Annotated in this window: 9 protein-coding genes; 1 reads left to right on the forward strand and 8 read right to left on the reverse strand. The window is 47.0% G+C overall.

Going from position 1 to position 12,282, the window contains the following annotated elements; translation table 11 throughout:
- Positions 1–7: 7 nt before the first annotated feature.
- Genes LXO72_RS04090 through miaA form a run of 3 tightly spaced genes read right to left on the reverse strand, consistent with a single transcriptional unit; the run spans position 8 to position 2,739 of the window.
- A complete protein-coding gene (locus tag LXO72_RS04090) occupies positions 8–628 on the reverse strand; it encodes a cystathionine beta-lyase (protein ID WP_442805155.1) in 621 nt (206 codons plus the stop codon).
- A complete protein-coding gene (gene hflX, locus LXO72_RS04095; RefSeq protein ID WP_233331607.1) occupies positions 612–1,862 on the reverse strand; it encodes a GTPase HflX in 1,251 nt (416 codons plus the stop codon). The genes LXO72_RS04090 and hflX overlap by 17 nt, the downstream gene beginning before the upstream one ends.
- Complete coding sequence (gene miaA, locus LXO72_RS04100; protein ID WP_233331608.1) at positions 1,849–2,739, reverse strand: tRNA (adenosine(37)-N6)-dimethylallyltransferase MiaA; 891 nt, start codon at positions 2,737–2,739, stop codon at positions 1,849–1,851. Before miaA ends, hflX begins: the two co-directional genes overlap by 14 nt.
- Before the next feature lie 83 nt (positions 2,740–2,822).
- Here miaA and LXO72_RS04105 point away from each other — a divergent pair, with 83 nt between their 5' ends.
- Complete coding sequence (locus LXO72_RS04105; RefSeq protein ID WP_233331609.1) at positions 2,823–2,993, forward strand: DUF3042 family protein; 171 nt, start codon at positions 2,823–2,825, stop codon at positions 2,991–2,993.
- Between the two features lie 317 nt (positions 2,994–3,310).
- On the opposite strand, the gene LXO72_RS04110 is transcribed toward LXO72_RS04105, so the two are convergent.
- From LXO72_RS04110 to LXO72_RS04130, 5 genes are all read right to left on the reverse strand, one after another.
- Positions 3,311–3,616, reverse strand: a complete 306-nt coding sequence (locus LXO72_RS04110) for a DUF4298 domain-containing protein (RefSeq protein WP_233331610.1) — start codon at positions 3,614–3,616, stop codon at positions 3,311–3,313.
- A complete protein-coding gene (gene addA / locus LXO72_RS04115) occupies positions 3,613–7,296 on the reverse strand; it encodes a helicase-exonuclease AddAB subunit AddA (RefSeq protein WP_233331611.1) in 3,684 nt (1,227 codons plus the stop codon). Before addA ends, LXO72_RS04110 begins: the two co-directional genes overlap by 4 nt.
- The gene (gene rexB, locus LXO72_RS04120; RefSeq protein ID WP_233331612.1) at positions 7,293–10,571 is read right to left on the reverse strand and encodes an ATP-dependent nuclease subunit B; all 3,279 of its coding nucleotides are present in this window, start codon (positions 10,569–10,571) and stop codon (positions 7,293–7,295) included. The genes addA and rexB overlap by 4 nt, the downstream gene beginning before the upstream one ends.
- A 134-nt stretch (positions 10,572–10,705) precedes the next feature.
- A complete protein-coding gene (locus tag LXO72_RS04125) occupies positions 10,706–11,473 on the reverse strand; it encodes a CPBP family intramembrane glutamic endopeptidase (protein ID WP_233331613.1) in 768 nt (255 codons plus the stop codon).
- A gap of 134 nt (positions 11,474–11,607) precedes the next feature.
- Positions 11,608–12,276, reverse strand: a complete 669-nt coding sequence (locus LXO72_RS04130) for a potassium channel family protein (RefSeq protein WP_233331614.1) — start codon at positions 12,274–12,276, stop codon at positions 11,608–11,610.
- Positions 12,277–12,282: the final 6 nt, after the last annotated feature.

The raw sequence follows: 12,282 nt of genomic DNA on the forward strand, positions 1-12,282 counted from the left end.
ATTCTTTCTAACTAATATAGATCATAGCAGTCCGATTTTTTGATCGAACGGCGATTTTTCCTGGGTAGGCCTTAGCTAATTGAGCCAATTCGTCCTGGTTGTAGCCAGTCAGGCGGATGCTACCATCTGCCAACTCTTCAAGAGTAGATAGAGGTGACAATTCCTTGGTCTCCACCACCTCTTGATCCGTAACATGCCGCATCAAGATCAAGCCTTCCTCTTCATAGACGAGATAGTGAGGGAAGATTTGCGCAATCTCAAACAAGAGGTCCATACGAATGTCTTCTGCTTGCTGGGCAAAGACTTGAGCCAATCCCTTTTCTCGGTAGCAAAAGCCATAGGCCTTGCCAGACAGATTGAGACGGACAAAGGGTTTGTCCTCCTCAAAGCTGGGACTCGTCTGATAGAGATCAAAGCCTTCAGTGACTTGTTCATAGTAGTCTGTTGCTGCTTCGGGGCTCTTCTTTTGGTAAAGCTCAGCAAAATAGGCATTGATGACACTGGGCGGTGGCGTGATAAACTGGAGCTTTTGCTCTTCTGTCAATCCCGCTAAGACCCGCTCCAAATAGACCTTGTCGAGACTGGTATAGCCGCCATAGCTGAGGGCAATATTAAGATAATCCATGATGATAAAACTCCTCTAGTCTCCATGCATTTTTGGGGGCGATGTAGCCTGTTATGACCTCACCAGTTTCCTCATAGGAACGCTCAGCCAAGATGGCTATGGTCTCCAATTCATGGATGCGGTAGGCTTGATCAAAAGGAACCTGAATCGTAAAGGGATGGAAGAGCTCCTGCATCTTTTCAAGTAGAATGTCCTGCAGTTTAGTCCGACTATCGGGATCCTTGGCTGAAACCAGACGATAAGGTGTCTGGGTCGGTGTAAAGTTCTCGACCTTATCAGCCTTATTGTAGAGAGTCAAGCGTGGAATCTCCAGCATCTCCAAATCCTTCATAATCTGAAGAACTGTCTTTTCATGCTCTTCATGGTTGGGATCTGAGACATCGATGACATGGACCAAGAGATCCACATTCTTACTTTCTTCTAGGGTCGACTTAAAGCTGGTCACTAACTCTGTCGGTAAGTCCTGAATAAAGCCGACTGTATCTGTCAGAGTTACTTGTAGATTGCCTGTTAGATGAATGCTCTTGGTGGTCGCATCCAAGGTCGCAAAGAGTTCATCTGCCTCGTACTGGGTCTTACTGGTCAAGGCATTCATAATGGTTGATTTGCCGGCATTAGTATAGCCGATCAAGCCAATCTTAAAGATAGGGGATTCTAGGCGTTTTTCCCGAACCACTTCACGGTTCTTTTCGACCGCCTTGAGTTGACGCTCGATATCGGTGATTTGATTGCGGACACTCCGGCGGTTCAACTCCAGCTGACTTTCCCCCGGACCACGAGAACCAATCCCTCCGGCCTGACGGCTGAGCATGATCCCTTGACCTACGAGACGAGGCAAGAGGTACTTGAGCTGGGCTAGATGAACCTGGAGCTTGCCTTCGTGGCTCCGGGCCCGCATGGCAAAGATATCCAAGATCAGCTGCATCCGGTCAATGACCTTCACACCCAAAATTTCTTCTAAATTCACATTCTGGCGAGGGGTCAAACGGTTGTTAACGACAACGGTCGAAACCTCATCTGCATCGACCATTTGGGCAATTTCTTCTAGCTTCCCAGAGCCGACGAAGGTCTTGCTGTCGTACTTCTCCCTCTTTTGGGTGTAGACGCCGACGACTTCTGCCCCGGCTGTCTTGGCTAGACTGGCCAACTCCTCCATAGACATGTCAAAGTTCTCCATGCCTTGGAGCTCGACACCAACAATGAGGACCCGCTCCTGTTTTTTCTCAGTTTCTATCATTTAAAAATCTTTCTATATCTTGAAGGACCCGCTCCTTGAAGCCTTCTTCTCCAATCTGGTAAAAATGAACTGTCATCCGATTGCGGAACCAGGTCAACTGGCGCTTGGCAAAACGGCGCGTATTTTGCTTGAGCTGTTCAAGAGCCTCTTCAAGGCTTTGCTCCCCCTTGAAATAAGGGAAGAGCTCCTTGTAGCCAATCCCTTTCGCAGCCTGAACCTCAGGATGGTTGTCATAGAGCCATTGGGCTTCTTCTAACAAGCCCTGCTTGACCATGAGATCCACCCGTCGATTGATGCGGTCATACAAGGCTTGGCGATCATCATCTAGACAGATGATATAGGGTTCATAGGCTGGAGCTTGATTTTCCAAGGCCTGATCGAAATGGGCGATTTCCAAGGCCCGCATAGCTCGTCTACGATTGATCTGCGGGATCTCAATTCCCTCTTTTGCTACTCGCTCAAAAAGTTCTTCGTCAGTGAGAGGGGACAAGGACTCCCGATAGGCTAGAATGTCCTCGTGGGCAACATCCCCTCCTAGATGATAACCTTCTAAGAGACTCTGGACATAGAGGCCTGTCCCTCCGGCAATAATAGGAAGGTGGCCCCGTCCTTGAATCTCCTCGATGGCTTGGCTGGCTTCTGTCACAAAATCATAGGCCGAGTAAGTCTCTGTCACCTCGCGAACATCGATCAGATGATGGGGAACTGCCGTCTGCTCTTCTGGGCTGGCCTTGGCCGTTCCAATATCTAGGGTGCGGTAGACTTGCTGACTGTCTCCGCTGATGACCTCCCCCTGAAAGCGCTGGGCCACCTCGATAGCGAGGGCTGTTTTCCCAACAGCGGTCGGTCCCACTATCACAATTATCTTGTTTTTCATCGTTTTTCCTTGCAAAAATCGCATTTTTTCGTTACCATATATTATAACATAAAAATTTAAAGTTCTAAAAAGGAGAAATTCTCATGGCTAAAGGATTTGGAAAAGGTTTTCTTACTGGTGTTGCTGGTACAGTTGCTGCTGTAGCAGGTGCAGTTTACACATTCAAGAAAAAAGTAATTGAGCCTGAAGAACAAAAAGCAGCTTTCATCGAAGAAAACCGCAAAAAAGCAGCACGTCGTCGTGTATCACACTAATCAAAAGAAAAAACTCCGGGAAACCGGAGTTTTTTTGTGAATGTAGACAAACTATTTTTACATTACTAGCTAGATAATTTTTTCAAAAAAGTTATTTATTATTTAAGATTTTAAGCAAGTCAAAAACTTTCCGCTGTGAGAAAAGTGCTAGAAACACGATTGTTTCTAGCACACGGGAGTTTTGGAACCTTAGGTCCAAAACTAAGTCATGGAACTTCGTAGAAGTTCGCTGGCGTCCGTACTCACCTAAGGAAAGTTTTTCAGAATAATTTATCTTTAATCTAAAAACTCCGGGAAACCGGAGTTTTTTTGTATTCTTATCGTTCTTTCAACATCTTGGTGGCAAGGTCTAGCATCTCTACTGCCTTTTGGTAGTGCTCGTCCAACAAATCGTAGACGGCATCTTCCGATAAGACGCCACAGTAGACCTCTTCAGGGAAGCCTGGCTGATTGGACAATTCGACATCGTCCATGTAGACCTGGCTAGTGTAGTAATCGCGAAGGGCGATATAGCTAGACTGGCCAGCTTCTACCCGTTTCAAACATGCTTCAAGCTCTTGGATTAAGCCTTGGTAGATATTGAGATGACTTTCCATCTCTTGGATACGTTCAATTGGGGTCATGAGTTGTCCTTTCTATCTGCTAAAGAAACGACTTGCAACTGCTCACCGCCCAGTAAGATCAAATACGATTCAACCTGGTCCACACCATATGAGCGGCGGAGGGCTTCTGCGTAGAGTTCCAGTTGGGCTTGGTAGCGATCCAGCAATTCTTGAGGATTCCTGTAACGATCTGTCTTATAGTCAAAGAGAAGGATCCGGTCTTCCAACAGTAGGTAGCCGTCTAAGATCCCCCGGACCACAAAGTCCTGGCCACTAGCTGGATCCGTCTTGAGCATGGCAAATGGTGCTTCACGATAGACCTTGTCTGACTCTTTCAGTAAGAGTTGGCCTAAGTCGGTCTGGAAGAAGGCTAAAACCTTCTTGAGGTCGATCCGCTTCTTGACAGCTGGACTGGCATTGACCTCTTGGAGAACCATTGCTAGGCTCTCCATGGTTGGAATCGTCGTCAATGGGATCCGTTGCATCAGTTCGTGCAGGGCACTACCGACTGCCGCCCCTGTTACAGCTTCTTCTTTCCCAAAGGTTGGAAAGTCAAAGCTTGGTAATGGGAGGTCCGCTTTTTCCATGAGGTCCACTCCGTCGATACCTTGGATAGGTTCATAGAATTTTTTGATTTGACTTGGAGTCCTCACACTAGGGAGTTGGATAGCTGCTTGGTACTGGGTGTTGAGCCGGTCCACAGATTCTAAGACATCCAGGGCACGGCGAATCTCTTCTGATTGGCGATTGTCCTTGAGGTCATCGACTGGGAGGGACGTCTTAACCTCCAAGTGACCGATTTGCTCCGGCGTCAAGTCTTGGTCGGTCACAAAGCGTGTCTGATAGGCCAAATGTTGCTGGGCAAAGACGGCTTGGATAGCATAGAGCCAGTCTTGGAAACAATTGATTTCCTTGCGAAGAGCGGGACTTAAGCGTCCATTGACACTGGCTCCCCATTTTTTCTCTTCCAATTTATCTTGCCGGCCCTTGCCCACCAGATAAAGCTTGCGCTCTGCCCGGGTCATAGCGACATAGAGAAGGCGCATCTGTTCCGATAAGGCAGCCAGACGAATTTCCTCGACATTTCGCTGGTAAGGCAGGGTCTCAATGACCAATCGAACGGCCTCAGGAAGTCCCTCTTGATCAGACTCGACAGGGAGATTCGCAATATACTTGATGCCCACCCCATTTTTCCGACTGATCACGGTATTTGTCGACAGTTCCTTTCCGACAAACTTTTTATCGGTGTTAAGGATAAAGACATAGGGGAACTCAAGTCCCTTGCTCTTATGGATGGTCATAAGCTGGACAGCATCCTTAGGAACTGCTTGGGCGATATTGGCCAAGTCGTGCTGATTTTCTAAAATCTTATCAATCATGGAAATAAAGCGAGGCAACCCCTTAAAGCTAGAGCTTTCGAAATCATTTGCCCGAAGGGTCAAGGCATAGAGATTGGCCTGCCGTTGGGCACCATTTGGTAAGGCACCCACATAATCATAATAGTGGCGATCCTGGTAAATCTTCCAAAGCAGATCGTAAAGGGAGTGCGTCTGGGCATAGTCACGCCAAGCATCCAGTGTCTCCATAAAGCGAGTGAGTTTCTCTTTTAAGCTCGAATCAATCAAATGAGGAGCATTTCCAGTCTGGTCTAAGGCATGTTGCAGTTTCTCATAGAGGTTTTCTGCTTTCTTGCCTTCAACTCCCTGTAAGGCTATACGAGTTAGCTGGTCCTCGTCAAATTCAAACATGGCTGATTTCATGAGGGCAACTAAAGGATAGTCCTGTAAAGGATTGTTAATGGTCCGGAGGGTATCCAAGAGGACCATGACCTCAACCGACTGGAGGTAGTTTTCCTCTCCCCCGTCCGCAACGATCGGAATCTGATAGGCTTCAAAGGCTGAAAGCACCTTGTCGTTACGGGTCCGAGAAGCCGTTAAAAGCGTCATATCTTTGAAGTTTACCCCTTCTTCATTGTGGAGGCGGATGATCTCCTTGATGACCAAAAGAACTTCACCTGAGGATAAGCTATCCCCTTCTTGCTCCCCTTCTTCACTTGTTTCAGCTGCGTCCTGACTGCCATCATAGAGCAGGAACTCCGTCTCGTAAGCGGGCGTCGGCTCTTTCTTCTCCGGATTGCCCGCAATCAAGCGGTGGCTCTGGTCATAGAGAATCTCCCCAACTTCCTCATCCATGAGGCGTTCAAAGACATGGTTGGTGGCTTCTAAGACCTCTACATGGCTCCGGAAATTCTCCTTGAGCAGGATCAATTTGCCATCTGCGCCTTCTTCTTGGTAGGCCTTAAACTTGTCATTAAAAATTTGAGGATCCGCCTGACGGAAGCGGTAGATCGACTGCTTGATATCTCCCACCATAAAGCGATTGTGGCCATTGGACAAGAGCTCCAACATCCGCTCTTGAGTATGGTTGGTATCTTGGTACTCATCGACCATGACCTCGTGGTAGCGCTCCTGATAGAGACTGCGGATATGGGGAAATTCTTCTAGAATCTGGATAGCAAAATGGCTGATGTCGCCAAATTCAAAGGCATTTTCTTGTTTCTTGCGCTCCAAATATGCAATCGAGAAAGATTGGACAAAATCCCTGAGCAAGACTAGCAAAGGCAAGGGTTCGTCCTTGAAGCGAATCTGATAGGTTAGCTGGTAGTGCTGCGAAGTTGCTGCCCGCAAGGCTTCGATGCGTTCTTTGCGTTCGTCATTGAAGGCAGTCGCTAGCTCTTTCAGGTCTTCTTTTCGCGTCGTGATGGTCAGGCTTCGTCCTCCACTGGCACGGGAGATTAAGACCACCCGCTCCAAGACCTCAAAAATCGCTTCCTGGCTGGATTTCTCATTGAGACTGGCAATCAAGTCTTGAATAGCGGTCACATTTTCTTGGTACTTGGCCCCTGAAAATGCTTGTCCTTCATTAGCCAGATGGAAGGTAAAGAAAGATTCCAATTCAAAGAGTTGTTCTTTCACCTCTTGGGCTAACTGGTGCAAGGCTTCATCATAGTCCAGATCCTGATAGCCTTTGAGGAAGGACTCCTCCAACCAGGCGAGAGGATCCGCAGTGGATTGTAAGAAGTCTACTAGGGCATAGACCTGGTCCTTAAAACCAGCTAGCGACTTGCCCTTGCCTGTAAAGTTCTTAACCAAGCGGCTAAAGAGGCGGTCAGGCCCTTGCTCCTCATAAAAGCGCTCAAAGACTTGCTCGAAGCAGTCATTCTTGAGTAAGGACTGCTCGCTGGCACTTTGGAGAATGCGGAAGGTCGGCGATAGGCCTAATAAATAGCCATATTTGGAGACCAGTCGCTGCGTGAAGGCATCCATGGTTCCGATATCACTAGTTGGTAATTCTGCAATTTGTTGGGCCAGGTGGTGCTTAAGCTCCTCGTCCTTGGTAGACTTGAGGCTCTTCTCCAACTCTTTTTCCAGCCGTTCCTTAAGCTCAGTTGCTGCCTTAACCGTAAAGGTTGAGATAAACAATTGCTGAATAGAAATCCCTCTGTGCAATTGATCTAGAATCCGTTGGACCATGACAAAGGTCTTCCCAGAACCAGCCGAAGCTGAGACTAGGATATTGGTTCCTGACGAATAGATGGCTTCTATCTGCTCAGGTGTCCGCTTTGGATCCTTGTCAGACTGGGCCTCCTGGATTTGGAGGTCTTGAATCTGACTGGGACTTAAAAATTCAAGTGGTTTCATTGATTCAATTCCTCCTTCATTTTTTCTATCCAGGCCTGACGGAGCTTGTCACCGACTGGGCGTTTATCATACTGACTTGGGTCCAATTTCTCCAAGAAGCGAGCTTGTCCTAGGTGGAGATTGGCTTCAAATCCCGTAATCGATTTATATTGTTCTACATACGGAGCAATGCTTCGACCATTTTCAGTATAAGGGTTGATAGCAAAGTCTCCCGACAAGATGCCCTCGGCAGCTTGTTGATAGAGATGGGCATTGTAGAGCAAGAGCAGATCTAGCTCCTCTTGACTCAGCAACATGGCCTTGTTTTTCTCATAACTTTCACCTAGTTGGTTCGCTTGGTCTGTCAAGAAAAGTCCCTTGTATTGTTGGGATTTTAGAACCGCTTGGACAGCATCATCGACCGCCTTGGTATCCTTGAGAGCTACCAAAGGATCAGTCATCTGCAAATACATGGCTCCGAAGATCCCCTTATCAGGATCAAAAGCCTGAAAGTCTTGGATAGCAGAGAGATAGGTTGGTAGCTGGGAGTTGAGTCCATTAAAGAACTTCTCAAAGTTAAACTTGGTCTCACTCGACTTGTAGTCCACCACTCCCAAGGCTCCTGTATCGGAAAGACGATCAATCCGATCGACCTTGCCCTTGACCAAGAGGGGACGGCCATCTTCTAGGGTTAAGAAGGGATGATCTTCTCGGCCGAAGAGAGCCTCTTCTCCAATCGTTTCGATGCTATCATTGTGAGCGAGGACACGACCAGTCGCCCGAGCTGTATCCAGGAGCAATTCTTTTGAAAAAGCTGCCATGGCATTCTCCTCATAAAGGAGGGCGAACTCTGTCTCCTGGCTGGTTTCGCGAATGGCCTGGTTCAAGCGCTCATCAAAATCCCCTTCTGAAGGTTCTTTCAGCACCCGTTCAAAAATTCGGTGCAAGAAATTCCCATGACTTCTCGCGTCTGGGCGTAAGTGCCACTCCTCCTGCAAGCCCAAGACATAGTGGAGATAATAGCTGTATTGGTTTTGGTAGTAGGTGTTGAGAGCTGAGGCAGATAAAGAGAGAGCCTGCCCTTTAGGATAAAGGACTTCCAGCGTCTCATCCTCTAAGACCTTGGTCGTCAAGCTTTGGCTGATTTGCGGAATGTGCAAGCCTTCTGAAGCTAATTTCTTCCGAAGGACGCGAATGGCTACTGCCCAGAAGGTCGCTTCTTCCTTGCTCAACTCCTGGTCAATTTCTCCCTGGTGCAATTCAATCAGTCGTGCTAAGAGGGCTTGATAAGAACCCATATCTTCACTAGAGGCACTTGCCTTCTTCTGAATAACAGATAGACTGAGCGGTTCCTTGGTCAGCTCAAGCAAGTAAGGGGACATCTTATCGTCCACCTCATTGACCAGAATAGGGCTGGACAAGACTAACTGTTCAGTGGCCGCATTGAAGAGAGACAAGGCGACGAAGCGATTCTTCCGTAAATTGTCCTGACTGGCAATTTGGAGATTAGCCTGGTCGTCTGAAGCTTGGTTCAAGACATGACGCTCCTCATCTGTCAGCAAGGATTGGTCCTTGGCAATCTTAGGGAAGCGCTCCTGAGTCAAACCAATAGCATAGACATAAGGAGCTGATAAGGGCTCAATCAAATCATAGGACTGAACTGTCACCACATCCACAGTCGCTGGGACCGTCCGATAACTTGCTAACAAGATCCCTGACAAGAGAATGCTAAGAAAATCATCCAAGATCACCTTGATTTGATCAAAGACCTGGGCAAATTGTTCTAGCACATGGCTAAAGGACTTCCAGACCTGGTCATAGCGTTCCATTTCCTGTTCCGAGCCACGACTGGCTAACTGTTGCATATTTTGCGCCAACTGGGCATCTTGACAAAACTGGGCAAACTTCTTCAGAAGCCCCTGGCTGGTCTGGCTCTTGGTCTTGTATAAATTCTTCAGAGGACCGATGACTTGCTGGCGAATCTGATTGAGACGCTCTAGGTCAAATTTGTCTTGGTGGTTGGCTGTAAAGTCACGAGAAAAGGCAGCCAGACCCTTGATCTCTGCAAAGCGAACATATTGTTCGAAATGGTCAATGTCCTCTCGTGTCAGCATCCCATAGAGCCCCGTCTTCAAGAGATTGACCACATCCTCGGCCAAAAACCGATAACGACGAAGGCGGTCCAAGGATTCCACCCATTGGACCAGGGGATGCTGGGCCATGGATTCACTCTTTCCAAGATAGAAAGGAATCTGGTACTGGTCAAAGATGGTCTTGAGCTGGAGTTGATAAGCATCCACATCTCCCAAGAGAACTCGAATATCTTTGTAACGCGCTCCCTCATACAGGCGTTGGCGAATGGAGCGGGCTACAGCCTCTAGTTCTTCCTTTTGATGGTTGCAGGTCCAAATCTCGACCGCATCTCGGTCTTGGTCAGACAGCTTAGCCTCTACCTCCGTAAAGTCATAGCGCGCTTCCAAGATCCGCGTCATGCGGCTAAAGGCATCTTCTTTTCCTTGACCGACGTAGCTTGGCGTGACCTGATAGGTCCTAGCCAAGTCTAGTAAGAAATCCACACTAGCCTGGTAGAGATTGCCCTCTCGAAAGCTCGAGCGATAGGCTTTCTCACTGGCATAAGCCCCAATAATGATCTCGACACCCTTGTCATGTAACAAATGTACCAGGTAGTCCTCCTCGGCTGAGAAACGCGTAAAACCGTCAATTACTAGGGCCAAGTCTTTCAACTCCTCATCCAAATCTCCCTTGATAAGATGAGAGGCAAAACTAGCCAACTTAGACTCAGACTCAAAAGAACCTGCAACTAACTGGTCTTGAACAGCCTTCAAGATATGGATCAAGTCTTCTCTCTTCTCCTGATCTGGCAAGGCATCCAAGTCGGATGCTGTCATCTGGGCTGTCTGCAACTCATGAAAGAGCTGGATCAATTGTTGGATAAACTGGGGATCCTTCTTAAGACGGGCATAAACCTTGAGCTCTTCATCCGGCATCTGAGAAAGCACCTTAAAAAAGAGCATGCCAAGACCGATATCATCGAGCGACTGCTGCTGGTGACTTTCATTGAGTGTAAAATAGCGTGCCATCTGAGCAAAGCGCGTAATGGTGATGGCAAAAGAAGCCTTCTGGTCTATGAGTTGCAAGACTTTGTGCTCCTTCTCAAAAGATAGAGAGTTGGGCGCGATATAAAAGACCCGCTTCCCTTCTTCAACCAATCGATTGGCCTCATCCACCAAGACCTGGGTTAAAGGGGTTCGAATATCTGTATAGACTAATTTCATAATGTTAGGATTCCTGTAAAATGATAGTTCTATTATACCATCTTTGCGCCTTTTCTACAGGGATTTTCCCATCATTCAGGAGATTCAAAGCAGTTAAAAAACTGGACAAAACGTCCAGTTTTTTAACTATTTTATTAACTTCCCCAGTTGATTAAAAGATAGAGTATGCTAGAGCCAAACATATCGGCCAAAGCATGCATGAGGAAGAATGGCAAAAGGTTTTTGATCACCTTCTTGTAGAGAACATAGTAGAAGAGTCCATAGATAACTCCGATGACCACTGCCCAAAGCAAACCTTGGTAGGTATGAAAGGAAATCCGAATCAAGGTCGAATAAGCCAGTGCCCACCACTTGTACTTCTGATTAACAGATGTCATGACTCCTAGGAAGAAGAACTCTTCGTAGAAACCATTGAGCAAGGCATAAGCAATAGCCATGGGACTGAGCGCTAAGAACTTGTGAATAATCTGCATGGGATCGATATAAGGGAGGAGATTGATATTGAAGTAATCGTACTCTCCACTCACCGTTGTCACGATATCCCCAAATAGCCCAACAATGGCAAAGATCAAAGGTACCCAAAAGAGGACAGACCATTTGAAGCGAATCGGCAGCTGTTTAAAATCGAAATTCCGGAGCAGCAAGTAAGCCAATGAAAGGGCTAATAAGATAATCTGTAAAGTAAAGTTACTGGAGTAGGCTGCCCCATCCGTTGCTGTATTGGTGGCCGTTTCAGTAGCTGTGGTGACGGTTTGCGCAACTGGCTGAAATCTTGCCATAAAGGCCTCTGTCGACCAGACAATAAACTGTCCAAACATAATGGCGGTCACAATAGCGATATCATACCATTTAAGCTCTTTTAAAGGCTTTTCTGGACGTATAAATCTAAGAATTTTCATCATTCATCCTTCTATTCCCACATTGGAAGTATTTTTGATAGTTCTACTATAAAAGAATATGCTTAAAGAAACTTTAATTCTTAGCTAGTAATAAAATTATATCAGTAAAAAACGACCATTTGGCCGTTTCTATATTTCTATTCCTCTAAGAGGTCTTGGATTCTATCCAGATACTGGTTGTCTGTCACCGCCATCACGCGCACCCCTTCTGGCCAGATAAAGTCGGGACCAATCTGACTTCGCAAAGGCTGGTCTTCCGCATCTCGATAGCCAATAATATTGAGTTGATATTGGTCTCTGATTTCCAAGTCTCGGATGCTTTTTCCTACCCAGCTAGCTGGAACTGTAAACTCGACCACCACCACTGCTTCATCCAACTGGAAGACTTCAATCCCGTGTTGGAAAAGGATCATCTTAGCTAGAGACATCCCCGCTTCTACCTCTGGTAGGATGACCAAATCAGCCCCAATCTTCTCAAGGACTTCCTTGGTCACTTCATTCTTGACCTTGGCAATGACGTGCTCGACGCCCAATGCCTTACAGTGCATGACCGCCAGCACACTGGACTCCAAGTTTTCTCCCGTCGCGATCACGACTGTGTCACAGGTACCGATATCAGCCGCATCCAGGAGGTCCATTTCCGTAATGTCTCCAACAATTCCAGTCGTAATCATGGATTCATATTGGTTGATCACATCTGCGTGATCGTCAATTGCAATAATATCCACATCCTGATCCTGCAGAGTTTTCAGGACACTCTGTCCAAAAATTCCTAATCCTAAAATTCCAATGGTTCGATTCTCCATAAGTTT

Source organism: Streptococcus sp. XMC, assembly GCF_021341835.1.
Taxonomy (GTDB): Bacteria; Bacillota; Bacilli; order Lactobacillales; family Streptococcaceae; genus Streptococcus.

Coding starts and splice junctions, on each gene's coding strand:
- hflX (WP_233331607.1), bottom strand. CDS start 1,862: ATGATAGAAACTGAGAAAAAACAGGAGCGGGTCCTCATTGTTGGTGTC.
- miaA (WP_233331608.1), bottom strand. CDS start 2,739: ATGAAAAACAAGATAATTGTGATAGTGGGACCGACCGCTGTTGGGAAA.
- LXO72_RS04105 (WP_233331609.1), top strand. CDS start 2,823: ATGGCTAAAGGATTTGGAAAAGGTTTTCTTACTGGTGTTGCTGGTACA.
- LXO72_RS04110 (WP_233331610.1), bottom strand. CDS start 3,616: ATGACCCCAATTGAACGTATCCAAGAGATGGAAAGTCATCTCAATATC.
- addA (WP_233331611.1), bottom strand. CDS start 7,296: ATGAAACCACTTGAATTTTTAAGTCCCAGTCAGATTCAAGACCTCCAA.
- rexB (WP_233331612.1), bottom strand. CDS start 10,571: ATGAAATTAGTCTATACAGATATTCGAACCCCTTTAACCCAGGTCTTG.
- LXO72_RS04125 (WP_233331613.1), bottom strand. CDS start 11,473: ATGATGAAAATTCTTAGATTTATACGTCCAGAAAAGCCTTTAAAAGAG.
- LXO72_RS04130 (WP_233331614.1), bottom strand. CDS start 12,276: ATGGAGAATCGAACCATTGGAATTTTAGGATTAGGAATTTTTGGACAG.